General features: G+C 50.5%; 17 protein-coding genes. 5 read left to right on the top strand and 12 right to left on the bottom strand.

Annotated elements, in window-relative coordinates; genetic code table 11:
• Positions 1-23: 23 nt before the first annotated feature.
• Positions 24-464 (top strand): hypothetical protein, encoded by a 441-nt coding sequence (locus CIL02_RS16025; protein ID WP_141210170.1) that lies wholly within the window; start codon positions 24-26, stop codon positions 462-464.
• An 802-nt stretch (positions 465-1,266) separates the two neighbouring features.
• On the opposite strand, the gene ispF is transcribed toward CIL02_RS16025, so the two are convergent.
• The 6 genes from ispF to CIL02_RS07850 all read right to left on the bottom strand — a co-directional run bounded on the left by ispF (position 1,267) and on the right by CIL02_RS07850 (position 9,655).
• On the bottom strand, positions 1,267-1,743 hold the full coding sequence (gene ispF / locus CIL02_RS07875) for a 2-C-methyl-D-erythritol 2,4-cyclodiphosphate synthase (RefSeq protein ID WP_094400624.1): 477 nt from the start codon (positions 1,741-1,743) through the stop codon (positions 1,267-1,269).
• A 73-nt stretch (positions 1,744-1,816) separates the two neighbouring features.
• Entirely contained in the window at positions 1,817-2,953 is a 1,137-nt protein-coding gene (porV, locus tag CIL02_RS07870) for a type IX secretion system outer membrane channel protein PorV (protein WP_240513588.1), read from the bottom strand.
• A 110-nt stretch (positions 2,954-3,063) separates the two neighbouring features.
• Positions 3,064-6,603: a type IX secretion system sortase PorU gene (porU, locus tag CIL02_RS07865; protein WP_141210169.1), complete on the bottom strand. Its 3,540-nt coding sequence runs from the start codon at positions 6,601-6,603 to the stop codon at positions 3,064-3,066.
• Between the two features lie 25 nt (positions 6,604-6,628).
• Entirely contained in the window at positions 6,629-7,246 is a 618-nt protein-coding gene (locus CIL02_RS07860) for a fumarylacetoacetate hydrolase family protein (protein WP_094400619.1), read from the bottom strand.
• A gap of 391 nt (positions 7,247-7,637) precedes the next feature.
• Positions 7,638-8,720, bottom strand: coding sequence for a linear amide C-N hydrolase (locus CIL02_RS07855; protein ID WP_094400749.1), 1,083 nt, complete (start codon positions 8,718-8,720; stop codon positions 7,638-7,640).
• 158 nt (positions 8,721-8,878) lie between these two features.
• Positions 8,879-9,655 (bottom strand): M15 family metallopeptidase, encoded by a 777-nt coding sequence (locus CIL02_RS07850; RefSeq protein WP_240513584.1) that lies wholly within the window; start codon positions 9,653-9,655, stop codon positions 8,879-8,881.
• A 237-nt stretch (positions 9,656-9,892) separates the two neighbouring features.
• Between CIL02_RS07850 and CIL02_RS07845 the strand changes: the two genes are divergently transcribed.
• Positions 9,893-10,714 carry an AAA family ATPase gene (locus CIL02_RS07845; RefSeq protein WP_094400617.1) on the top strand — a complete coding sequence of 274 codons (822 nt, stop codon included), beginning with the start codon at positions 9,893-9,895 and terminating at the stop codon, positions 10,712-10,714.
• A gap of 49 nt (positions 10,715-10,763) precedes the next feature.
• A complete protein-coding gene (locus CIL02_RS07840; protein WP_094400615.1) occupies positions 10,764-11,810 on the top strand; it encodes a DUF4435 domain-containing protein in 1,047 nt (348 codons plus the stop codon).
• A 15-nt stretch (positions 11,811-11,825) separates the two neighbouring features.
• Here CIL02_RS07840 and CIL02_RS07835 read toward each other — a convergent pair whose 3' ends face one another.
• From CIL02_RS07835 to dxs, 4 genes are all read right to left on the bottom strand, one after another.
• The gene (locus CIL02_RS07835) at positions 11,826-12,791 is read right to left on the bottom strand and encodes a type I phosphomannose isomerase catalytic subunit (RefSeq protein WP_094400745.1); all 966 of its coding nucleotides are present in this window, start codon (positions 12,789-12,791) and stop codon (positions 11,826-11,828) included.
• An 87-nt stretch (positions 12,792-12,878) separates the two neighbouring features.
• Positions 12,879-14,336 (bottom strand): TrkH family potassium uptake protein, encoded by a 1,458-nt coding sequence (locus CIL02_RS07830; RefSeq protein WP_094400612.1) that lies wholly within the window; start codon positions 14,334-14,336, stop codon positions 12,879-12,881.
• Entirely contained in the window at positions 14,333-15,676 is a 1,344-nt protein-coding gene (trkA, locus tag CIL02_RS07825) for a Trk system potassium transporter TrkA (protein WP_094400610.1), read from the bottom strand. Before trkA ends, CIL02_RS07830 begins: the two co-directional genes overlap by 4 nt.
• Before the next feature lie 58 nt (positions 15,677-15,734).
• Positions 15,735-17,615 (bottom strand): 1-deoxy-D-xylulose-5-phosphate synthase, encoded by a 1,881-nt coding sequence (gene dxs / locus CIL02_RS07820; protein ID WP_094400608.1) that lies wholly within the window; start codon positions 17,613-17,615, stop codon positions 15,735-15,737.
• Positions 17,616-17,910: 295 nt separating this feature from the next.
• Between dxs and CIL02_RS07815 the strand changes: the two genes are divergently transcribed.
• Positions 17,911-19,317 carry an aminopeptidase C gene (locus CIL02_RS07815; protein WP_094400606.1) on the top strand — a complete coding sequence of 469 codons (1,407 nt, stop codon included), beginning with the start codon at positions 17,911-17,913 and terminating at the stop codon, positions 19,315-19,317.
• A gap of 33 nt (positions 19,318-19,350) precedes the next feature.
• Entirely contained in the window at positions 19,351-20,499 is a 1,149-nt protein-coding gene (locus CIL02_RS07810) for a metallophosphoesterase (protein ID WP_170935045.1), read from the top strand.
• A 536-nt stretch (positions 20,500-21,035) separates the two neighbouring features.
• On the opposite strand, the gene CIL02_RS07805 is transcribed toward CIL02_RS07810, so the two are convergent.
• The gene (locus CIL02_RS07805) at positions 21,036-21,935 is read right to left on the bottom strand and encodes a diaminopimelate dehydrogenase (protein WP_094400604.1); all 900 of its coding nucleotides are present in this window, start codon (positions 21,933-21,935) and stop codon (positions 21,036-21,038) included.
• Positions 21,936-22,132: 197 nt separating this feature from the next.
• Positions 22,133-23,593, bottom strand: a complete 1,461-nt coding sequence (locus CIL02_RS07800) for a carbohydrate-binding domain-containing protein (RefSeq protein ID WP_170935044.1) — start codon at positions 23,591-23,593, stop codon at positions 22,133-22,135.
• Positions 23,594-23,598 lie beyond the last annotated feature (5 nt).

Below are 23,598 nucleotides of genomic sequence, written 5' to 3'. Positions count from 1 at the left end.
CTTTTAGCAAAAATAATAAGCGTATGACGGAGAATGTTTGTCAGACAAAGCAGGGCTATACCAATGCATCGCTGAACCCAGAGGTAATTGGAACGGGCGGTGTACCAACAGAGGAAAATGGATATACAGACTTTCACGGCTTCGTACCTTATATATATAATATAGACCAGTACAATGCTGAGCATGGCACCCATTACCAGTCGCCTTTAGGTGTGCTTTGCCAGAATCAGGAGAACTGTAAGCGCAAAAGCGTAGATAACAGCAGGACATATAACGCTTTTGCGCTTACAGCGCGCATGGACAATGCCACCTTACACCCAGGGTGCCGCTGCGCTCTACCCTGGGCTATGTGCTTCTGCGCCTACAGCGCGTGCTGGTCAATATATTTTCTGCGAACAAGTAGTCAGAGTAAATCAGGAACAGTTCCATTTTGTGTACATCAAACTGTACACCCTAATTATTAAATGAAGTGGGTGAAACCGTTTGCCATAGGAGATGAATACGTTTGCATCCCTGATAAGGTTAATAACCTTACGGCCTTAAGGTTAATAACCTTACGCCCGAAAGGTTATTAACCTTATCGGCAATGATATATATATGCATAGACCACGCAACAATATATTGTCACTCGAGATATAGCATGAACCGCAAATATGAATACGCCACAGACAAGATTTATAACCTTAGCGGCAATGAAGGTAACAAATACAGACCACACTGCTATAAATGATAATCACTCGAAATGTCGGATGAACCTCTATTAAATCTTCCGTTCATATTCTGGATAAGAGAGAAAAATGGAGGAAAGACTCACCATACGGGGCACTGTAGCCCCCCCTGGAATTTTCTACTGAACCATGCCATGTGCTTAGAACATGCTGAAATAATTACGCCGCGACTCTCAACGAGCCACGGCGTAAATTATGTTTAACTTCTTTATTCAATGTAATGAAAACCTCGCGATTTCCATTGTCATCCGTTAAACAAAAAATCAAATCTACCTTAAACCTAATAACTAAAAACCTAATCTATTACTACTAACCTAAACAATCTATTAACCTTTTGACGATGCAAAGGTATAGAGTTTTATCGACGTGAGCAAAAGAAAGCTAAAGAACAATGCTAAAACACGGCTTTTCTTGACACATATCAACAGGACGTGACCGAACACAATGCAAAAAGTGTTGCAAATATATTAAAACACCTTGCTTTTGTACACAAAAGCAGCCTTATTGCTTACACACGAACAAGCCAAGGTTTACATAATCAGCGAGATATGAGGCACACCGCATATGCGCTGATACCCTCCTCGCGTCCGGTAAATCCGAGTTTCTCGGTAGTAGTAGCCTTTATGGAAATCCGGTCACCGTCACAACCTATGACATTTGCAAGGCAAGCCCTCATCTTCTCGACATGAGGGTTTATCTTTGGCCGTTCGGCACACACCGTAGCATCGATATTACAAAGATGGTAGCCCTTAGATGCTATCAGGTCTATTGTTTTCCTCAGTATGATCTTAGAGTCCATATCAAGGGTCTCCGCAGAGTTGTCGGGAAAGTGGAAGCCTATGTCGCGCATGTTGGCAGCACCCAGCAGAGCATCGCAGATGGCATGTATAAGCACGTCGGCATCACTGTGGCCAAGCAGTCCGAGGCTATGTTCAATCTTTATGCCTCCGAGCCACAAGTCACGCCCTTCAACCAGCTTGTGGACGTCATATCCCATTCCTACTCTTATGTCCATTCTTACATTATTATATATGGTGTAGTAACTATTAGGAGACACCCTGCTGACTCCCATGAAACCTGACAATCTATCATCGTCTGTTGAAGAGGTCCTTGATACCGTCCATGTCGAAGCTCAGGGTGAAGCGCAATGTCTGGTCGAGAGGGTTGCTCTTGGCCGTAGCGATGACATATCCAGCGTCAAGCGAGAAGACATTCATACGGAAGCCCGCTCCCACGGTGAAATACTTTCTGTTGCCCTTGTTCTCGCTCTCGTGGTGGTAGCCCGCCCTGAGTGCGAACTTGTCGTTGTATATGTACTCAGCTCCCACGCTCCACTGTATCTCCTGCAGCTCCTCCTTGAAGCCATTAGGTGCATCTCCGAAACTCTTGAAGATACCACTTATGCTCGATACGTCGTAATAGTCCTTCTGCACCCTCTCGGTATAGTCCTCGGTGCTCTCTCCCTCGTTCTGCTTGGGGTATGTCGGCACAAGCAGCTTGTTGGCATCAGCAGCTATGGTGAAGCGGTTGTACTCGTCGATAGGTATCATGAGCGACGCACCGAGCCTGAGGTTTGTAGGAATGAACTCGCTGTTGTCATCGCCGCCGAAGGTAATCTTGCTACCGATATTCGAGACGTTGAGACCCAGTCCCAGCTGACATTCCCTTGGTCCAAGGTTAATGTAGTTCTGGTAATACATGGAGATGTCAGCAGCGAAAGCCGAACCGGGAGACGTATCCTCGGTATAGTCATACGTGAGGTCGGAGTATATCCACCTCACTCCTGCCGAGATGGAGAAATGCTCACTGAGCATGAGCGAGTAAGCCACGTCGAGCGACATCTCGTATGGATTAATCGTCATGTCGTCTTCTCCCGTCATGGAGCTGTTGGTATACACCTCTCCAAGCGAGAAATACCTCAGCGAGCCCGACACAGCGCTATAGTCGCCTATGCGGTAGTAGCCTACAAGGTATGCCAGGTCGATGTCCGACACCAGCTGGCGCAGCCACGGCGTATAGTTTAGCGCTACTCCCGCACGAGATATGGTGAATGGATATTTTGCCGGATTCCAATATTGCGATACCACATCAGGGTCAGTAGCGGCTCCCACGTCGCCCATACCAGCGGCTCTGGCATCAGGTGCGATGGTCTGCGATGTTACTGAGGTATTGATAGGATTGAACATGTTGGCCTTGTCCTGGGCTGCCATTTTCATTGGCAGCATCAGTATTACACATGCTATGATGACTATCTGTCTGGTGTTCATATTCGTCTTATTGCTGTTATTTTGTATTTTTTGAACTTATTGTACAGTATGTAAAACGTTGATTGCGCCTATTTATTGCCTATGACAACAAGTTTGTTGGCTTTGGTGGCCTGGCTGCTGCCGTCGCACGACACTCTTGCCCTGTACAGGTATACTCCCGTCTGCAGTTTTTGTCCGCCGTCGGTGGTGAGATTCCATTTCACGGTATACGTGTTGCCCACACTCGCGCCGCTCTCGCCATGCTTCCACAGCAGGCGTCCACTGGCATCGAAGACCTCTATCACCACGTCCATCTCGCCATTGTTTCGGTCGTGTGTCACTATGAATGTTGTCTCTGTGGTGGCAGGATTGTTGGTTGCGCTCACCTTCGTAACCCTTGGCTTGAGTCCGCTCACGACGTTGAAGTCGAGCTTGGCCACCGAGGAGTTGTTAAGAATGTCCCATGCCCTGAACTGCAGCGTGTGATGGCCTGGCTCCAGTTCCGGTATGGCGTAGTAGGTAGTACCGCTGGTATAGGTACCAAAGTCGTATACGAAATTGTCGTTGAGAACGTATGTTTTCGACACGTCGCCGTCAACAATCAGCTGCAGGTCATGGCCTATGCCGTTGCCTGTTGTATTGATGCCATCAGCATCAGTGATGTTCGCCACGAAGAATGGGGTGGTGTTGACGTCACCTCCATTGGTGAACAGCGGCGAGTTAAGGTAGCAGTATATTGACGGGCCAATGGAGTCGTTGTCGATATGCTCTGTACCTCCCACCTTAAATCTGGTGGTGGAGCCATGAGCTAACCTTCTATCGTCGCTGACGGCGTGGATAGTAATGTTTCCGTTGCCATTGCTGTAGTTAATATCCATTGGTACCGAGAATCTGAAGTTGAACGTTCCATTCCTCACGCTGTCGGCCCCGTTATAAAGGTATTTATTGTAGTCGTAGTAGGTGAAGGCCGTATCAGCTTTAGCAGACGAGTTCATGTTGCAGGTGATGAGCTGCCGTGAGTCTCTGACAGTCGCAGTGAGCAAACCATTGAAGTCGGGGCATCCCTCTATATGCCCCGCTACCCGTGCCATGCTTCCAGCCTTCATGGTTGCCACACTGGTGGGGTTGTCGGTGCTGATGCCGTTAATGGAGTCAATGACCACATTGTATGCAGGCAGATGCAGTGCCACGGCAGGGTCACCGAGCAATGAGTACTGCAGTTTGTTGGCCGTGCGGTCCTCACCCGATGTCACAAGGTAACACTTTGTCAGCCTCTGCGCCTCGCCTATGGTAATGGGGTTTCCCTGCTCATCGAAACTCAGCACATACCTCAAAAAGGCATGGTTAATGGACTTGTTTTGAAGCACGAACACCGTCCGTGTCGTTCCGAAGAAGGCCACTGCCCCACCCTTGCTGTTCAGCAGAGCAGTCTCACCGATGGTTGGCACCACTCCGTCAAAGGGCATAATGTCGCACGAGGCTGTTATCCACAGTGGGAGGTTGGTATTACTGAAGTCTACAAAGTCGGTCAGACGGAGTACGTTCTCGTGAGATATCTGGTCTGGGCGCCCATGGCCACCATAGTCAATTACGAGCGCGCCTGCGGCCTGCTGCTTAAGTATGGTGTTTCTCACCTCCGGATAGGTGTTGCCCGTTGCCGATGTCTCCTGCTGGTAGGCATCCCACATCACCTTCTTGACCAAGTAGCCCGGATGAGTGCTGCTGGTCTCATCGGCAACCGAGTTGATGTCCCTCATATGTACGTTGGCATCACCGTCATCGCCCAGAAACACCAGAGTGTTCTGCCAGCTTCCCGCATTGTTGTTCTCCACGTAGTTGATGGTCTTGTCTACTATTATCTTGGCCTCTGCGTCTGTCGTCACGGGAAAACGTCCCACTGCCACGTCTGGCTTATCCGACGTGAGCAGGCTTCCTCCCTCTCCGTCGTCAAGCAGACAGAAATAGCCATCGTCAACATAGCATGTAGTCTCACTGAACGAGTTCTCACTCTCATATGCCAGCAGGTAGTCGTCGGGCGACATCGTGCGGCAGTTGGAGGTGAGCATGCGGTTGTCCCACACGCAGTCGCCAAAAAGCAGCAGGAAGCGTGGCATGTCCTTGTCGTCCACGGTACGGTCGTAGAGCATCTTCAGGTAGCGGCGGTAGGCATTGGCATCGGGAGTACCACTGGAGAATTCGTTGAACAGTTCGTCTGCGGGCACCACTTTCACTCTCAAACCATCGTGACTGCGATGGAAATCGGCAAGCCTGTCGGCCTGCGCCCTGAGTTTTTGCGATGTAGGTATTATTATCACCATGTCGATTGCGCTGTCGGCATGCAGGTTCTGATTGGTTATGTGATATACATATTCCGGAGAAGGGTAAGTCAGGCTCAGCTCCGGTGCAGGCTTGGCCTTTGTCCATGCCATCGACACGAAGTCCAAGTGGACAGGACCTCCTGCTATAGTGGTAATTTTCACAGTGTCCTTGGCATGCAGCCCCTTTATACTATATGAGGCCGTCTCCTCGTTGCCCGTGTAATATTTCAGTTGACTTACGGAAATGTTGCCGAGGAGCGAGTCATTAATCATCACGCTCGCCGTGCTTACCACCCCAGCCGTGATGTTCACCGTGAGCTTTCCGGTTGTTGCTCCAGCCTCGTTGGTGAATACCGTTGTCTGAGTGCTGTTAAGGGGGATAGGCCTCACATCGAAGAGGTTACGTCCTCCGTGATACCATGCGAAACCATCGCTCTCGCTAATGGTGTGGTAGTAATCAGGCGAAGGATAGAACGCCTTGACAAAGTCGGCAGAGTCAGCTGTCAGCGGCTCAGCATCATTCTCGGTAAGGAAATAGTAGCCGTAATCGGAGTATGGGTTACGCGTGCGCCTTGCGCTGGAGTTAGTACTCCATGTCACAGGCCCCAATCCATAGAACACTTTCCTGCCGTCGGCCTCATACACGGGCACTTCCTTCAGATCATCATGGGCAGCAAGATATTCAGCATCGAGCTTCTCTGGCTGAAGGTTGCCTCCGTAGCCATACACCTTCACCTTTGCAAGACTTGTGAAGCCAAGTTTCCTCACATATGCATCGGTAAGCTGGTACAGTCCTGTCTCGGGGACCCTAATCTTAGCCCATTTTCCCTCTGCGAGCACAGACTTGGCTGCATATCGGCTTGCTGTCCCCGCAGCGCGCGTCTTAGCCAGAGCGCGTCTTTCCGCCTTAGTCTTTGGTGTAGCCTCTACTTTCAGCATGAAGCTTACGAGTATCTGTCCCCTACCCTCCCGCATAACGAGCGGGCGGAAGAATATCTCCAGACTTGCCTTCTTTCTGCTGACGGCTATACGCTGCGTGATAAGTGGCATTTCTGGCAGCTCGTCATCGGTCAGCGCCTCATAGTTGGTCAGGTCACGGTTTGTCATGTCAATAAACTCTGGGTACAGAATGCTCACCGTATACACCGAATCCTCATAGCTGCCCTCCAACGGTAGGGAATACGAGAATTCAGGCATCACGGAGTCTATCTCTACCTGTGATGACGTGAGGTTGAAGAAACGTTGCGCACAGGCAGGCTGGCATATTGCCAGCATGGCAGTGAGAAGCCAAAGGGCTGTTGCGTATCGCATATATATAATATGTGTAAGATAGGTTTTATTTGCAGTTAAACTCCAGAACCTTCCGGTCCTCAATATATCCTTCCATATGGTCACCTATGTTCACTGGTCCCACGCCTGCCGGCGTACCGGTGTATAGCAGGTCACCAGTCTTGAGGGTGAAGAACTGGCTGATGTAGCTAATTATCTCGTCAATCTTGAAAAGCATGTCACATGCGCACCCCTCCTGTACACGTGCGCCGTTGATGTCGAGGTGGAAGCGTAGGGCCTGAACATCCCTGAACTTATCCTTCTCCACCCACTCGCCAATAGCTGCCGAGCCGTCGAATCCCTTACATATCTCCCAAGGCAGTCCTTTCTCGCGTAGCCTTGTCTGCATCTCGCGTGCCGTGAAGTCTATACCTACGGTTACAGCATCGTAATATCTATGGGCAAAACGGACGGGAATGTTCTTTCCCAGCCTGCAAATCCTGACAACAAGCTCAGTCTCATAGTCAATGCGTCCCAGATGGTCAGGGACGAAGAAAGGCTTGTGGTCTTTCAGCAAGGCTGAGTCGGCCTTGGTGAAGATTACGGGGGCCTCCGGTTTTAATAACGTGCCGTGCAGTTCTTTATTGTGCAGGGCATAGTTCATTCCTATTGCAAATATTTTCATTTCTAAATCATTGTTATATAGTCCGTGTCCATTATACCATAGTATGTATGCCGTGCACGAACGTCGTTCAATGTGCAAATTTAGTCAAAAACTTTAAATTGAGCATGTCATATCCCCGAAAAAAGCATAATTTGATAGAGTGTCCCCCGTTGTTATCTACTCTTTTGCACTTTCAGCGCGACGATTACCGACATGAAAATACCCAGGGTGTCGCCACGCTCTACCCTGGGCTATGCGCTTTTGCGCTTACAGCGCATTCTGGTTACTATATTTGCAGCAAGCAAGTAAGTAGTCAACCAAAATCAGGAACCTACACGGTTTTCCGTTTGGGGGTACAACAAACTATACGCCCTAATAATTTGATGCCCATTGCCGTTTCCTTTGCTTCCTATTATTTCCCTATACGTATGGTCTCTATGGGCTGAAGCTTAACCTCGTCAAGCAATGCCGAGCTGTATTTTACCTTACCGAAGTCTACAGTGTTGAGGTCGAGGCAGCGGATGTTGCTGTTGTGCATCGTGCGATAGTATATTCGGCGGTTCTTAATGTCAGTGGCCACAGTCCACTGCGTTGCGCTCGGGATATCGGGCACGGGCTGCCCCTGAGCAAACTGTATGCCTGTGGGAATGTCGAAGTTGTTTAGGATATGGAATGCCTGTGTGACAGTTTTGCTGGCAGTCTCCATCCTGGGCGCCGTAGCTTGGAAGAAGGCTGCTCTGACGAACCTTGACGGTGGAGTCATATCGCCAGGTATGCCGTGGAGTCCCGCCCCTCCTCCGAAAGCCGTCAGCATGAGTTCGCCAACCTTATGCTCCTTTATGGGACCAGATGCGAGGTTGACGTAGTTGTTTAGATTGGTAATATGCCACTCGAAGCCCGGTGAATTGGTTAGTACGCCAAGGGTGTTCTCGTAGAACGTAGGCTTACCGCCAACTATCTCTAAGACCACCTGCCGTCCGTTCTCCTCTGTGATGCGCCAGTGGACGGTAGAGCCACGTGGGTCAATTGTAACGACATGAATGCCGCTGATGGCCTCGCGGACCTCATCTATCGTGCTGAAACGGGACAATATCCACGACACGAGCTGAAGGTCGCTGATGGTTGTAGACTTGCTGGCAGGGTCGTAGTCTTCATACTGACCATAGTCAGGGAAATAGAACAACGCTGCAGCCAGGCCAGCCTCGTTGAGCCCATCAACGACAAACTCCTCCTGCTCCACAGCGAGTCCCACATATCCGTACTTGGCCTTGAAGGTCATGCCCTCCTTCAGGCCTCCAGGGACATACGACTGCTGCGTGTAGCCTCTGGGAACAACAGAATACCTGCTTTCCAGGTCGTTGCCAGCCCATTCTATGGTGCGCGCCGTGATGGTGGCCCCATCAGCGGAATGGAGGGTGATGCCTGTGCAGGCGCGGGAAGAATTGACGATTGCCCCGATGGTGATCATTGTCACCAGAATGAATAAACGTTTCATAATGTTGCCTCCTTTTTTATATGGTTGTGGCTTCAAAGATAAACAGAAAAAGCGGGGCTGCAAAGATGGAGGCTCTATATTTTCGTACTTTTATGTTTCCTTTTGCTTTGTTGTGGCATAATGCCATTCTGGCGTTGCAAACAGCGAGGCAACAGGCATTATTTCTCGAAATGCTGGTAGTCCTTGCTGTTCTTCCAGTCACCGCCCCATAGAAAGCCATGTTCGCGGAACAGTCTGTAGCAAAGGTCGCCACGTGATATTTTGTATTTGAAGTTCCTTGTGCGGTCGCACCATTTGCCAGCCACTGCGGGCTGTACGATGCGACGGCCGTTGCGTGTCTTAACACAGGGATTGTAAAGGGGATTGATATCCACGGCCATTCCCTGTGCATGTTTTGACAAAGTACGTGCGCCAGCTACTTTACGGAAGCAGAAGCACGAGGAATTGTTGGCAGACATCGAACGCTCGTCGTTAGCGTCATAGTCATCTATCAGCACCATACGCTCAATAGGGTATCGAGCATCAAACAGCTTTCTGAAGATAGCTACGAGGTCAGCGGCTATAGCTTTGTTGCAAACCATCTCACCCGCAAGGATATTACCAACAGCATCGTAGTGGAGCAAACGCAAGTATCGGAGGTCGGCACGCACTATTTGGGGATTGTTCTTGAACGAGCGACCATTCATCCTGGCAAACACGCCGTCGCTGATGTGGCATACGGTGAAGCAACTGTCGAGTCCATAGCGTGCCACCTGCTCCTCGGTCATAACCACACCTGCCTTCCACTGCGTGGTGACACCCCGTGGCTGCGGTAGCTGCACAGGGCAAGCGTGGCTATCGGCCATGGCCTGCGGTATCATGGCGGTTACGGACAACGCTATGGCGTAGATCACGTGTACGAGAGTGGAACTTATGTGAATGCGAAATAACATCATACTGCTGTATATTTTTAAGACATGAGGTCTGAGGAGGCTTCTCTACTATAGCCTCAAACTTTAGTCCTAAGCCCTCAGCCCTTTGACCTCCCAAGCTGCTTCATTTACGCCACAAAGTTAGTGCTTTTTTCCTGTTTCATCCATGCTCAGCCTGAGCTTTTTGTAAAAAAAGTCAAAAGGATTGCTATTTTCGGCTTAATTCGCTATATTTGCAGGAAAGTAAACAATGTGAGCCTTATGCAGAAATATGCCGAATATATCAAACAAATAGAGATTGACTCGCTGTGGAGCGGCAAAAAGCACGTGGTGTGGAATCTTGACCGTAGAGTGAATATCCTCAGCGGTGTGAACGGAGTGGGCAAAAGCACAATCCTGAACAAGGTGGTGAAAGGGCTGTCTCAGGGAGGAGAGTTCCCGAGCCACATGCTAAAGGGCGTACGACTGAAGGTGGTACCCGAGGATGCCAGATGGATAAGGTATGACCTCATCCGCTCGTTCGATCGTCCACTGCTCAATCTGGATCTTGTCACAAAGATGGATCTCAGCCTGGCCACCGAGCTTGACTGGCAGCTCTTTCAGTTGCAGCGAAAGTATTTGGACTATCAGGTGAATGTCGGCAACCGAATTATCGAGGTTCTGCAGTCGGGAGACCCCGACTCAGCCTTGAAGGCTCAGAGTCTCAGCGAACCCAAGAGGAAATTCCAGGACATAGTAGACAATCTGTTTGCAGATACAGGCAAGAAGATTATCCGCACGGAGAACGAGATAAGGTTTACGCAGATTGGCGAGGTGCTACAGCCATACCTTTTGTCAAGCGGCGAAAAGCAGATGCTGGTAATACTGCTCACGGTGCTCGTAGAGGACAACTGCCCTTACGTGCTGTTCATGGATGAGCCTGAGGTGAGCCTGCACGTGGAGTGGCAGAAACAGCTCATCGACCTTATCATGGAGCTGAATCCCAACGTGCAGATTATACTGACCACCCACAGTCCGGCCGTAATAATGAACGGCTGGCTGGACAACGTCACCGAGGTTTCAGACATCACCGACCAGGCGTGATGCCATTATACACTGGAACAACTCTCCCAAAAAACATATTATTTCCGCTATGTCAAAAAGGCTTTCCGACCAAATATCATCGTCATATATAGAGGCTGCCAACAGGCTTACCTCGAAAAAGGCGAGGCGGCGTGTTGTCGCTTACGTCGAGAGCTATGACGACATTTTCTTCTGGAGGTCGGTGCTCAGCAACTTCGAGAACGAGAGCATGTTTTTCGAGGTCCTGCTTCCCGTGCGTCACGACCATCTGGACCGTGGCAAGAAGGCTGTATTGATGAGTCTCGTCGAGGGAAGGGTAGGACGTGACATGATAGCCTGCGTGGACGCAGACTACGACTATCTCATACAGGGCGCATCACCAACATCGCAGAAGATAATTAGCAATCCATACGTGTTCCATACTTACGCCTACGCCATAGAAAACCTTCAATGCTTCGCTCCGTCCCTCCACGACGTGTGCGTGGGAGTGACGCTTAATGACCACGCCATATTTGACATGAATGAGTACATGCAGCTTTTCTCGAAGGCCATCTTCCCATTGTTCGTTTGGAGTATATGGTGCTACCGTCACGACCATTACGGTGAATTCTGCATCACAGACTTCCTAAAGGTCATTGAACTTGGTAAATTCAGCGTAAGAAATGCCGACTTGCTGCTGCAGAACCTGCGACGGAAAGTAGACCGCCGATGTGCCGTGATGCGCAAACGTTACCCTGATGCCAAGAACAGCTATCTGGCCGTGAAGGAAGACCTAAAGCGGCTTGGGGTTACGGCAGATACCACATATTTATATATACAGGGGCATCATCTCTTCGACAAGGTTGTGGTACCAATGCTTGAGAACGTGTGCTCCATACTGGTTAAGGAAAGACAACAGGAAATAGCACGGCAGAGCGTACACGGCACCCAATGCCGCAACGAACTGTCGTGCTATGCAAACAGCATCGGCAATGTGACGATGATGCTGAAGAAGAATTATGGATATCTGCGCTCTGAGGTCCTCGCAAGGATTAGAGCCGACATTGCCAGCTACATTGAAAAACTCGCAGCCACAACCAATGGCGAGGATGACAAGGATAAGAGTCTCATCCCTTAAACTTAGCAATGCCTCTCACACATGTGTCTCTATGAGAGTCATTTTTCCCTCCGCAACAATATACTTGTTTGTTGCTGGTAGCAGGATGGTTTCTCCTGCAGTTAATGGCATATTATTTCCCTCGCTATCGGTGATGGTGCCATTGCCCTTGGTGGCAATGATGATGACGAAGCTGTCGATGGCGGCATAGTCAAAGTGAGCCTTGCCATTGACATCACAGACAGAGGTCTTGAAGTACGGACAGTCCACAACCTCAATGCTCTTGTTCTCTTGCTTCTCATATGTGATGCGGTTGTTGCTCCTTATGCTGTAATCGATGCACTCCATGGCCTCCTTGGTATGTAGCTGGCGGTAGTTGCCGTCCTTGTCCTTGCGCTTGAAGTCGTATATGCGGTAGGTGACGTCGCTGGTCTGCTGTATCTCCGCCACAAGGCACCCCTTGCCGATGGCATGTATTCTGCCTGCGGGGATAAAGAAGACATCGCCCTCACTGACGGTGTGCCTGGCCAATGCCTGAGTGATGGTTCCATCATCAACCATAGCCTCGTACTGCTGCGGTGTGATGCTTGCGGCAAGGCCGTTGTAGAGGAACGTGTCTGTGGATTCGGGCTCGAGCACATACCACATCTCCGTCTTTCCCCTTGGCTTGCCATGCCTGCGTGCAATCTCATCGTTGGGATGTACCTGTATGGAGAGGTCCTTATGAGCATCTATAAACTTTACGAGCAACGGGAACTCGTCGCCGAAACGCTGATAGTTTTCCTTTCCCACGAGCTGATCCTTGAGAGTGGCCACCAGTGTGTTGAGAGGCATACCCTCATATTCACCCTCGGCAACTACAGACTCGTTGCCCTCAACACCGGATATTTCCCAGCTCTCGCCCACATTCTCAATGTTGCAGTCGAGATGTTTGAGCGACAGAATTCTGTCGCCTCCCCAAATGGTCTGTTTAAGTAATGTTTTGAATTTTAATGGTCTCATATTAATATAATACGCAGAGATCATGAATTACACTTAATCTTCCACATTAAAAAAATTAAGACTTCCGCATCAAGTTCTCCCCTACCGTCAGTTTTCCTTCCAAAAGGCAGGAGTGAAGATTATCAGAACGGAGAATATCTCAAGACGTCCTATGAGCATCATGATTGCACTTAGCCACTTGGCTGCATCAGGCAGTCCGTCCCACGACATGATGGGGCCAATGGAGCTTCCAAGGGCCGGTCCGACATTGCCGATGCTGCTGAAGGTTATGCTTATCGCATCTGCACCCTCGATGCCGAACATCACCATGACGAATGTCATCACCGCAACAAGCATCAAGTAGCAGGCAAGGAAGGCCAGCAGGGTCACCCTTTTCTGCTGCGGCACGTTGATAGCATTGATTTTCAGAGGCAGCACGGCGGTGGGATGAAGTATCTGCCGGAACTCGTTGCTCACTATTTTCAGCAGCATCACCAAGCGTATGCTCTTGAAGCCTCCGCTCGTTGAGCCGGAGCAGGCACCAGAGAACATGCACAATGCCAGCACTACCCACGTGAGGTGGGGCCATGCCCCGGCGTCATCGTTGAAATAGCCCGTGGTAGTTATGAAAGACACCACCTGAAAGAGTGCGCTGCGGAATGCTCTCTCCATCTCATAGCCGCACTGCATCATCAGGGTATACATGATGCAGAGCGAACAAACGGCTACTGAAAGGAAGTAGAAGCGGAACTCCGTGTTACGGAACAGCTCGCGGAACTTCAGCTTAGCTGCCGAGAAGTAAAGCAAGGTGAAGCTCACTCCGGAGATGAAACAGAAAAACGTAGAGACATACTCCATCATGGGCGAGTGGAAATGTTGTATGCTGTCGTTGTAGATGGCAAAGCCTCCAGTTGCCGCCGACGTCATGGCGAAATTAATGGCCTCATACCAGTCCATGCCGCACAACAGGTAGCAGCCCATGCAGGCAAGGGTGATGGTGATGTATACCGCCCACAGCCACTTGGCGCTCATGGACAGACGCGGGTGGAGCTTGGTCCTTATGGGTCCCGTAGCCTCTGCGGCAAAGATTTTCGTCGAGCCGCCAACCATTGACGGCAAAAGAGCTATGGTAAAGAACACTATTCCCAATCCACCTATCCACTGGGTGAGAGAGCGCCAGAACAGTATGCCGTGAGGCAGCACCTCGACATCGTTCAGTATCGTTGCCCCCGTGGTAGAGAAGCCCGACATCGTCTCGAAGAAGGCATCAGTGAAATTGCTGATGTAGCCTCCAATGATATATGGCATGGTGCCGAAGAGCGAGAATACCACCCAAGCTAACGACACCACAAAATAAGCGTCGCGACGGGATAGGTTGTTGTCGGCATTATGCCCAAGGTATTTCAGGACTATTCCTCCCAGCGCCGTCACAATTATCGAAATAATGAATGCCGGCACATCATCCTCATGGTAGAAGAACGCCACGATGAGACACCAGAGCATGAGCGATACCTCTATGAAGAGCAGGGTGCCCAGGATTTTATATATAATCTTAGTGTTTATCAATTGAATAGCCTTTCTATCTTTTTCATGTTCTGTCCGTGGCAGAATACCACAACTGAGTCTCCAGCCTGTATCTGAGTGTTTCCCGACACCAGCATTCCGATGTTGTCCCTCACAAGTCCTCCTATAGTCATTCCCGGTGGCAGTCCCAGATCCTTTACAGGTTTCCTGGTTACCTTTGAGCCTTCCTTGGGTATGAACTCGGCCACATCGGCATTCGCCGACATCAGGAACGTGACGTTCATCACGTCAGCATCGAGCATCATCTGGTATATGCGGCTTGCCGCAATGGCCTTCTTGTTGATGATGGTTCCTATGTCGAGGCTCTCTGCCATGCTCGCATAGTCAAGGTTCTCCACCATGGCCACAGTCTTCCTCACACCGAGTCTCTTTGCCGTCAGGCATGCCAGGATGTTTGTCTCTGCATTGCCCGTCAACGCCACGAAGGCCTGTGTGTTCTTGATGCCTTCCTCAGTGAGCAACGGTATGTCGCGCCCATCTCCGTTTATGATGAGAGTCTTGTCGTTGTCGAGAATGTCGTTTAGATACTCGCAACGCTCAGGATTCATCTCTATGACTTTAACGTCCATATACTCGGGCATGGTCTGCACGGCTCTTACCGCAGTAGTTCCGCCACCCATCACCATGACATTCTTCACGTCGACATAGTGCTCCTTGCCCACAATCTTCCTTATATAGGGTATATACTGCCTTGTCGTCATGAAGTATGCCAAATCGTAAAGTTCCAGTTTATCATTTCCACCAGGTATGATAGTGTCTGTTCCTCTCTTGATGGCCACCACATGGTATGGGTCGTTTGGCCCGCTTATCTCTCTGAGTGGTTTGTTCAGAATCTCGCATGCCTCACGAAGTTTTATTCCCAGCATCACCAGTGCCCCGTCATGAACATCCCAACGCTGTCGTACCCACGACATCTTCAGTCCACTGATAATGTCTCTGGCTGCAAGTATCTCGGGATATATCAGCTCATCAATGCCCAGCCGCTTGAAAAACTCCTTCTTGTCCTCGGCGGTAAACTCGGCATCGCTGATCTTGGCCACGGTCTTGCGTGCTCCCAGCGCATGTGCTATGATACAGGTGTTGATGTTCAGACTCTGCGATGGCGTGACAGAGATAAAGAGGTCGGCAGCCGCGACCCCGGCATCCGTCAGGGTGTTGATGCTCGACGGAGAGGCCTCCATTGTCATGAGGTCAAAATCAGAGCCAATCTGCGCCAACCGTTCACCATCATCATCTATGATGGTAATATCATCGTTGTTGCGTGACAGCAACCTTGCCAGGTGCGTGCCTATAGCGTATGCTCCTATGATGATTATCTTCATAAGTTCATTATGGTATATAAGCTTCTTATGCAGTTTCTTTGTTATTTGTCCAATTATTCTAATGCCTCAACAAGCTTTTCCTTATACTCTCCTTGTCAAGTCCGACAATTTCTCTCAGTTCCTCAATGGTGCCATGTTCTACGAATTTGTCGGGCAGTCCGAGACGTGTCACAGGCTTCAGATACCCGTTGTCGTTCAGCCATTCCATCACTGCCGAGCCGAGGCCTCCGTTGCGTACTCCGTCCTCTACGGTTACTATTCTCTCATAGTTCTCAGCAACCTCCCTGAGCAGTTGTTCATCTATAGGTTTCAGGAACCTCATGTCGTAGTGTGCCGGTTTCTCGTCCATGGAGGCTATTACGTCAGCAACGTCGTTGCCTATGGGACCTATTGTCAGAACAGCCACATGACGGCCGGGGCTGATGAGGCGTCCACGTCCTACGGGAAGTTCCTCAAGTGCGCATCGCCAGTCAGCGTGCACGCCACGTCCTCTTGGGTATCTGATGACAAAGCCTCCCTTGTCTGACAATTGTGCCGTATACATCATTTTCCTCAGCTCATGCTCATCCATTGGCGAGGCTATCGTCAGGTTGGGTACTGCTCTGAGGAATGCCATGTCGAAAGCACCATGGTGAGTAGGACCGTCCTTTCCCACCAGTCCTGCACGGTCGAGGCAGAGCACCACGTGATAACCTGGCAGCGCCATGTCGTGGATGATGTTGTCGTAAGCTCGCTGCGAGAACGAACTGTATATGTTGCAGAATGGTATCAGGCCATCCTTCGCCATACCAGCAGAGAAGGTAACGGCGTGCCCCTCGGCAATTCCCACATCGAACGTACGGTCGGGCATAGCTTTCATCATGATGTTCATCGAGCACCCCGTAGGCATGGCAGGAGTAACGCCCACTATCTTTGGGTTTCTCTCAGCCAGTTCCAACAGAGTATGTCCGAATACGTCTTGATATTTCGGTGGTCTGCCATCAGAACTGTCCACAATGCGCTCCCCCGTCTTCGGATCGAATTTGCCAGGAGCGTGCCATACTGTTGCACTCTCCTCTGCGGGTTTATATCCTTTTCCTTTGATGGTATGCAGGTGTAGCAACTTCGGGCCTGTCATGTCCTTAAGTTGCCTAAGAACCCTTACTACTTCCTTGACATCATGTCCATCGAACGGTCCGAAGTACCTGATGTTCATGCCTTCGAAGATGTTCTGCTGATGACTGAGCACACTCTTCAGGGCGTTGTTGAGCCTTATTAGTCCCTTACGGCGGTTATCGTTCAGGTAGCCTTTAGAGTGCAGCCACCTCGACGCCTTGAAGCGCAGCCTGTTGTATGTCTCGTTAGTGTCGAGATTGAGCAGGTATTTCTCCATTCCGCCTACAGCACGGTCAATGGACATGTCGTTGTCGTTGAGGATTATGAGGAGGTTGTTGGGAGTCGACGACACGTTGTTCAGCCCCTCGAAGGCCAGTCCACCGCTCATGGCTCCGTCACCGATAACTGCCGCCACATGCCTGCCATTGCCCTCAACTTTTGCCGCTACTGCCATGCCAAGGGCTGCAGAAATAGAATTCGACGCATGTCCGCACGGGAAAGTGTCGTATGGGCTTTCGGCAGGTGACGGGAATGGTCTGATGCCGTGCAGCATGCGGTTGGTACAGAACTGCCTGCGCCGCCCGGTCAGTATTTTGTGGCCATAAGCTTGATGCCCCACGTCCCACACTATCCTGTCATCGGGAGTGTTGAATACATAGTGCAAGGCCACCGTTATCTCCACGACGCCGAGGCTTGAGGCGAAGTGTCCGGGATTTACCGACACCTCATCAATGATGTCCTGCCTCAGCTCGTCACAGAGCTGTGGCAGCTGATTGATGTCCAGCTTCCTCAGGTCGGCAGGATAATCTATCTTGCTCAATAGCTCGTATTTCTCTTCTGTCATCTCTTTAAGTTAGCATTTGCATGGTTGGTTTGAAATGCTCCTCCTTTTTCTCTTATTTATCCTCCTGTTAGGAATTTGAGTAAAGTTTTCCTTGGCTGCCAGCCAATTCTTTGGCAAAGATACTGCAAATATATTTAGTGGCAAAGGAAATTGTTTTTTTTATTTTCCTCGTCTACTGGTACCTTATATTTTTTTCGTTGCCAATGTCTTTTTTCCAGAATTTAATTGCGTGGCTCGCCATTTATTGCTATTTTTGCGGAATAGAGAATAAAAAAACAAATCTTTAATTACAACAATGAACCACAGAACAACTATTTTAGCTCTCAGCATGAGCGTTGCGCTCAATATGGGGGCGCAGACAAGAAACGGGGGCATCTCGCAGCAGATGCTCGATGATATCAGGAAAGTAGAGGCTGGCAATACGGCGGGCAAAGCTCTCTTCAACGCCATAGCAGCAAACAGCATTGACGACCTTGCCAAGAACCATGCCAACCAGGGTGCCGTGGACACGCATTTCTCCGTAGAGACTGCCAGCCAGAGCATCGCCGACCAAAAGAGCAGCGGGCGCTGCTGGATGTTCTCGGGCTTCAACGTTCTCAGGGCGAACTTTGCCAAGGAGCATGGCGACTCGCTAAACGTGGAATTCTCGCACGACTACCTGTTCTTCTATGACCAGCTGGAGAAGGCCAACCTCATGCTTCAGGGTGTCATCGACTGTGCGTCGAAGCCCATTGATGACCCACGCGTGCAGTTCTTCTTCAAGAGTCCCATTGGCGACGGTGGAACATTCTGCGGCGTTGCCGACCTTGCCGACAAGTACGGACTGGTACCCAAGAGCGTGATGCCTGAGACCTACTCGGCGGAAAACACCTCACGAATGTCAAGACTGGTGGCAAGCAAGCTGCGTGAGTTCGGACTGGAGCTGCGCGACATGGTTGCCAAGGGCAAGAATGGCAAGGCCATAGCCGAACGCAAGACACAGATGCTCACAACGGTATACAACATGCTCTGCCTGACGCTAGGCCAGCCTGTCAGCGAGTTCACATACGTATTCAAGGACAAGAACGGAAAAGCCGTTGGCGAGCCAAGGAAATATACACCCATGGAGTTCTTCCGCGAGACGGTGGGCGGACCTGTCAACGGTACATTCATCATGGTGATGAACGACCCAAGGCGACCGTTCCACAAAACATACGAGGTGGAGTATGACCGCCACACATACGACGGGCACAACTGGAAATACCTCAACCTGCCGATGGACGAGATTGCCGCACTGGCCATAGCATCGCTCAAGGACGGACGCAAGCTCTACAGCAGCTACGACGTGGGCAAGCAGCTCGACCGCAAGCGCGGCCTCCTCGACCTCAACAACTACGACTACGGGTCGCTGTTCTCAACTACTTTCGGCATGGACAAGGCGCAGCGAATAGCCACCTTCGACAGCGGCTCCACGCATGCCATGACACTTGCGGCCGTAGACCTCGATGCCGATGGCAAGCCGGTAAAGTGGAAGGTAGAAAACTCGTGGGGACCGGACTATGGACAGCGCGGATGCCTCATCATGACCGACAGCTGGTTCAATGAGTACATGTTCCGCCTCGTCGTAGACAAGAAATATGTTCCCGAGAACCTGCTCAAGGAGTATGAGCAGAAAGCGGTAATGGTAATGCCTGAGGACCCACTATTCCAAATGGATGAGTGATGCCCCAATAAAACACTTAGGATAATCGCATTAATGAGCAGGCAGTCTCTCCTCGCGGCGTTCTTCGCCGTACTGTATTTTGTGGCAATGGTGGCACCCGACATTTACATCCACACCACCTACGTCTCACCGCTCGGCTCCGCCTTGCTGGGCATGCTGTGGTGGCTGCCTTCAGCAGCCATAGTGGCAACTTTTGCAGCCGCACAGCTTGGTATCTGGCACAACACCATGTTCCGGGCATTCTTCGGGCTGACGCTCGTAATCATGTTCCCCAAACTGCTCTTCACCCTGCTTGCAGTAACCATGGGATGGAAGGTGGGACTCGGTGCGGCAGCAGTGTTGCTGACCGCACTGCTCTATGGTTTCATCTTCGGGTGGCGGCGCATAGTGGTCCGCACGGGCACTTGCCGCTCGAGGCTCTTGCCTGACGACTTCGACGGCTACTGCATAGTCCATCTTTCCGACCTTCACATAGGAACCTTTCTCCGCAACCCTGCCTTCATAGACTCTCTTGCCGATGCCGTCAACGGGCAGCATCCCGACATGGTGGTGTTCACAGGAGACCTGGTAAACGTTAGCGCAATTGAGCTGTTGCCTTTCAGGAAAACTCTCTCTGCCATATCAGCTCCCGACGGAGTATACTCCGTAATGGGCAACCACGACTACTGCATGTATGCGCAGGACTGCACGCACAGGGTTCATGGCCGCAGCATCACGGTGGCCGAACGCGACCGCATGCTGCTGCAATACATGGAGGACAAGATGGGATGGAGGATGCTGATGAATGAGAATGTTGTCATCAAACGTGGCAAAAGCTCCATCGCTATTGTGGGAGTAGAGAATATCGGCAAGCCGCCGTTCAAGTCATTTGGCAATCTCGCCAAAGCCCTAACAGGATTACCCGAGGGAATGTTCAAGATACTTCTCAGCCACGACCCCACGCACTGGCGCAGCGGAGTGCTCAACAAGACCGACATTGCCCTGACACTAAGTGGACATACACATGCCGGGCAGGTGCGCCTGGGCCGTTTCTCGCCTGCAAAATGGGCATACAATGAGTGGGGAGGAAGCTACGTTGAGGGCAATTCCATGCTGCACGTCTCTCCTGGCATCGGTGGTACCGTCCCCTTCCGCTTCGGTGCCTGGCCAGAAATAAATGTAGTGGTACTGAAAAAGAAATAAGGGATGCACGTGAAGAATTGTATTATGTAGAGTTGTCATTCCGCAACGCTAACATAAAGAAGTTGCTTTGTTAAGGTTAGAGTGACATATACAGTTCGTCCGAAATATGGAGTGATATCATATACATTATTATTATTGAAGAGGGTCTGATATATCTGTGATAGCCTACGCATACGTTTGCAAACCTGATAAGGTTAATAACCTTAAGGCTGAAAGGTTAATAACCTTACGGCCGAAAGGTTATTAACCTTATCAGCAATGAAAACAATATCTATAGACCACACTACTATTAACAGTAATCACTCGAAATGTTTGATGAGCCACAAATATCATATTGTGCCTCCTTGGTGGGACGCATGCTGTTGTATGTGGAAGGCGAATCTTGCTAACCGTACTGCAATATTTTGAATTACAGAGATTGATATTTACGAATTATGAGTTGCTGCTCTGCGGGCAACAACTCATAATTCATAACTCGGAATTCGCAACTCGTAGTCGGAGACCTGCGAATATCAAATCAGTTCATTGAACTCACGTCAAACAAGTGTCTTGATAATTTCCTCGCGCGATGCGGGAAGCATATCAATAACAGGTATCTCAGGCATGGTATAGCATCCTGGCTGCAGACGCATAGAAGCACGTGCCACATTCACCAGCACCTGTCCTGTGAGAGCAGGGTTGTTGATGCTCATATTGAACTCCAGCCTCTGGTTCTGTGTCTGTCCGCTCACGCCCTTGCGCACAAGGTTCACGCCATGTCCCATATCACGCACCTCGTCTACGGAAGGAACAGCAAACACGTGGGTCTCATCGTGTGAGAAATAAGGATCTGCCTTGATGTCCTTGGTCACTTCCTCGAGCGATGCACCATCCTCAAGCTCCACATATACCATGCGGCGGTGTATGCTCTCACCGAGAGGTATTGTCATGGACAAGGCATTCTTCACACCCTTCTTGCTCTTTACGCACACTGAATGTCCCATGGACATGCCCGGACCGAAGTTTGTATATGTCAGTCCCTTGGGGGCAAGGCTCTGCATCAGCACCCTTACTATAGAGTCGGAGCCTGGGTCCCAGCCTGCCGAGATAACGCTCACGGTATTTGTCTGCTTGTTAAGCGGCATCATCTCCGTGCGGTAGTCCAGAATACTGGTGTGTATGTCGTAGCTGTCTACAGTATTGATGCCCAGGGCGGTAATGGCCTTGGCATAGTCAGGACAACTGCGGGTGGGAGTCGCCAGAATGGCAACGTCTACGTCCTTGAGCTTGCTTATGTCGTCAACAACCTCATAAGCAGCAAGCTCTGCCGGCTTGTCCTTGTCACCCTGACGGCGTACGATACCTGCCACCTCGAAGTCGGGCGCTGCCTCCAAAGCCTGAAGGCTGAATTTACCAATGTTGCCGTAGCCAACTACGGCTGCTCTGATTTTCTTCATGTTCTATTGTGTCTATTAGTTGTTCGTGTTACATTTCCAGCCTGCAAAATTACACTTTTTCTTCGAAATAGCTTACATAAAGACATATTTTTTTGCTGTTTGTCAAAAAAAGAAGGGCAAGGAGACTATCTGCTCCTTGCCACTCGTGTTTCCTATATAATGTATTATTGTCCCAAAGCATAAAGGACTCACAGATTTCACATTGTCGGCGATGACACAAGGACTTTGCCACTGGCCACGCTGTAGTTGTCAGGCATGGTTGCGCTCACTCCGTTGTAGGAGAGAGTTTGCCCGGGTGTTACGCTGACCCCTGTATAGGTATAGTATTTCTGTGTTGCCGATGTAGGCTTGCTTGCCTTGCCTCCTACAGCCATGACCGTACCTCCGCTGATGGTAAAATAGTAGTCGGTCTTGAATGCGGAGCCTGAATCTCCTGATGCCGCAACGAGTATTGTTCCTCCGCTGATGTTGATGTCCGCATCGGTCTTTACTCCGTGGGGCTTAGAGTCTTCGGCACCATAGACGTACACTGCTCCTGTTGTTACCACGTCGAGTTTGCCTCCTGCGAGGGTAATGTTGTCGGTAGCGTTGATACCTTTTCCAGCCGAGCCTGTGCTGCTGAGTGTGAGTGTGCCTGATGTCATGGAGAACGCCCCTCCGGTCTTGATGGCGGCTGCTGATGATATGTCATTCTTTGTCGCGTCATAGCAAGCATTGCCCGTTGTCCTGACGGTTGCCGTAATGCCTGCGACCAAGATGGTACTGTCGGCCTTCACTCCCCTTGTAGCCTCGCCCGTTGTGGTAACGTCCATAGTTCCGCCTTCAAGGAATGCGAAGCCATTGTCGGCATACTGGTCTTTGGTGCCCTTATTGACACCCTTGAAACCAATGTCGACGCCGTCGCCTTGTGCGTTTACGGTCAGAGAGCCACCCGTCTGCTTGAAATACTCACTGACGTGTAGCCCATCACCCACAGCGTTGACATTGATTGTTCCACCCTCTATTATCAGGTGCTCGTCGCCTGTTATGCCGTGCTTGGCGTTTCCTGTAACGTTAAGCGTGCCTGCGCCGGTGAACTTGGCATGACCATTGACATAAAGGCATGCACTGTTAGCCATTCCCTGAGCGTCAGCAATGGTGCTTTGCCCTACAAGATTAATGGTGATTAGCTTTCCGTCCTGTATATTGATGGCGGCGCTGTCAGCATTTGTGAGCGTGAGGTTGTCGAGTATAACGGTTGCGGCATACTCGCCATCCATGTAGAAGGAGCCGTCAGCGGAAGTGCCACGAAGAGTGTACTCAACAGACTGCTGCAGCTCTGGTGCTGCAAGTATACTGACGTCGGCCCCATTGGCGTTAACGGTAAGGTAACGGGCAATGTTTCCCGCTACTACGACTTCTGCCTGTGTACCGTTGTAGGTTACGCTGACCGTGTTGTCATCAACGCCATCGGCAGTGACGGTCATGCTGGTCTGTGGCGTAAGCAGATACTGCCTGCCCTCTACGTTGAGCACGGAACCATTGAAGGTCATATCGCCAGTATTGGCCGACGAGTGCACGTATGTGACTCCAGCCTCGCTGATGCGGATGCTCTGTCCGTATGCCGTGAGTGAGGCTGCAGCTGCCAACATGATGGTCAGCAGTCGGGAGATGCGCATTATGG

This window comes from Prevotella sp. P3-122 (assembly GCF_002251365.1).
GTDB lineage: Bacteria > Bacteroidota > Bacteroidia > Bacteroidales > Bacteroidaceae > Prevotella.
This window is presented reverse-complemented; position numbering and strand designations above follow the sequence as displayed.

Excerpts from the sequence above, each read along its gene's own strand:
- CIL02_RS07835 (WP_094400745.1), bottom strand. The coding sequence starts at position 12,791 with ATGAGACCATTAAAATTCAAAACATTACTTAAACAGACCATTTGGGGA.
- porV (WP_240513588.1), bottom strand. The coding sequence starts at position 2,953 with ATGCTGCCAATGAAAATGGCAGCCCAGGACAAGGCCAACATGTTCAAT.
- CIL02_RS07855 (WP_094400749.1), bottom strand. The coding sequence starts at position 8,720 with ATGAAACGTTTATTCATTCTGGTGACAATGATCACCATCGGGGCAATC.
- trkA (WP_094400610.1), bottom strand. The coding sequence starts at position 15,676 with ATGAAGATAATCATCATAGGAGCATACGCTATAGGCACGCACCTGGCA.
- CIL02_RS07840 (WP_094400615.1), top strand. The coding sequence starts at position 10,764 with ATGTCAAAAAGGCTTTCCGACCAAATATCATCGTCATATATAGAGGCT.
- CIL02_RS07805 (WP_094400604.1), bottom strand. The coding sequence starts at position 21,935 with ATGAAGAAAATCAGAGCAGCCGTAGTTGGCTACGGCAACATTGGTAAA.
- dxs (WP_094400608.1), bottom strand. The coding sequence starts at position 17,615 with ATGACAGAAGAGAAATACGAGCTATTGAGCAAGATAGATTATCCTGCC.
- CIL02_RS07815 (WP_094400606.1), top strand. The coding sequence starts at position 17,911 with ATGAACCACAGAACAACTATTTTAGCTCTCAGCATGAGCGTTGCGCTC.
- CIL02_RS07800 (WP_170935044.1), bottom strand. The coding sequence starts at position 23,593 with ATGCGCATCTCCCGACTGCTGACCATCATGTTGGCAGCTGCAGCCTCA.
- CIL02_RS16025 (WP_141210170.1), top strand. The coding sequence starts at position 24 with ATGACGGAGAATGTTTGTCAGACAAAGCAGGGCTATACCAATGCATCG.
- ispF (WP_094400624.1), bottom strand. The coding sequence starts at position 1,743 with ATGGACATAAGAGTAGGAATGGGATATGACGTCCACAAGCTGGTTGAA.
- CIL02_RS07860 (WP_094400619.1), bottom strand. The coding sequence starts at position 7,246 with ATGAAAATATTTGCAATAGGAATGAACTATGCCCTGCACAATAAAGAA.
- CIL02_RS07810 (WP_170935045.1), top strand. The coding sequence starts at position 19,351 with ATGAGCAGGCAGTCTCTCCTCGCGGCGTTCTTCGCCGTACTGTATTTT.
- CIL02_RS07845 (WP_094400617.1), top strand. The coding sequence starts at position 9,893 with ATGCAGAAATATGCCGAATATATCAAACAAATAGAGATTGACTCGCTG.
- porU (WP_141210169.1), bottom strand. The coding sequence starts at position 6,603 with ATGCGATACGCAACAGCCCTTTGGCTTCTCACTGCCATGCTGGCAATA.
- CIL02_RS07850 (WP_240513584.1), bottom strand. The coding sequence starts at position 9,655 with ATGATGTTATTTCGCATTCACATAAGTTCCACTCTCGTACACGTGATC.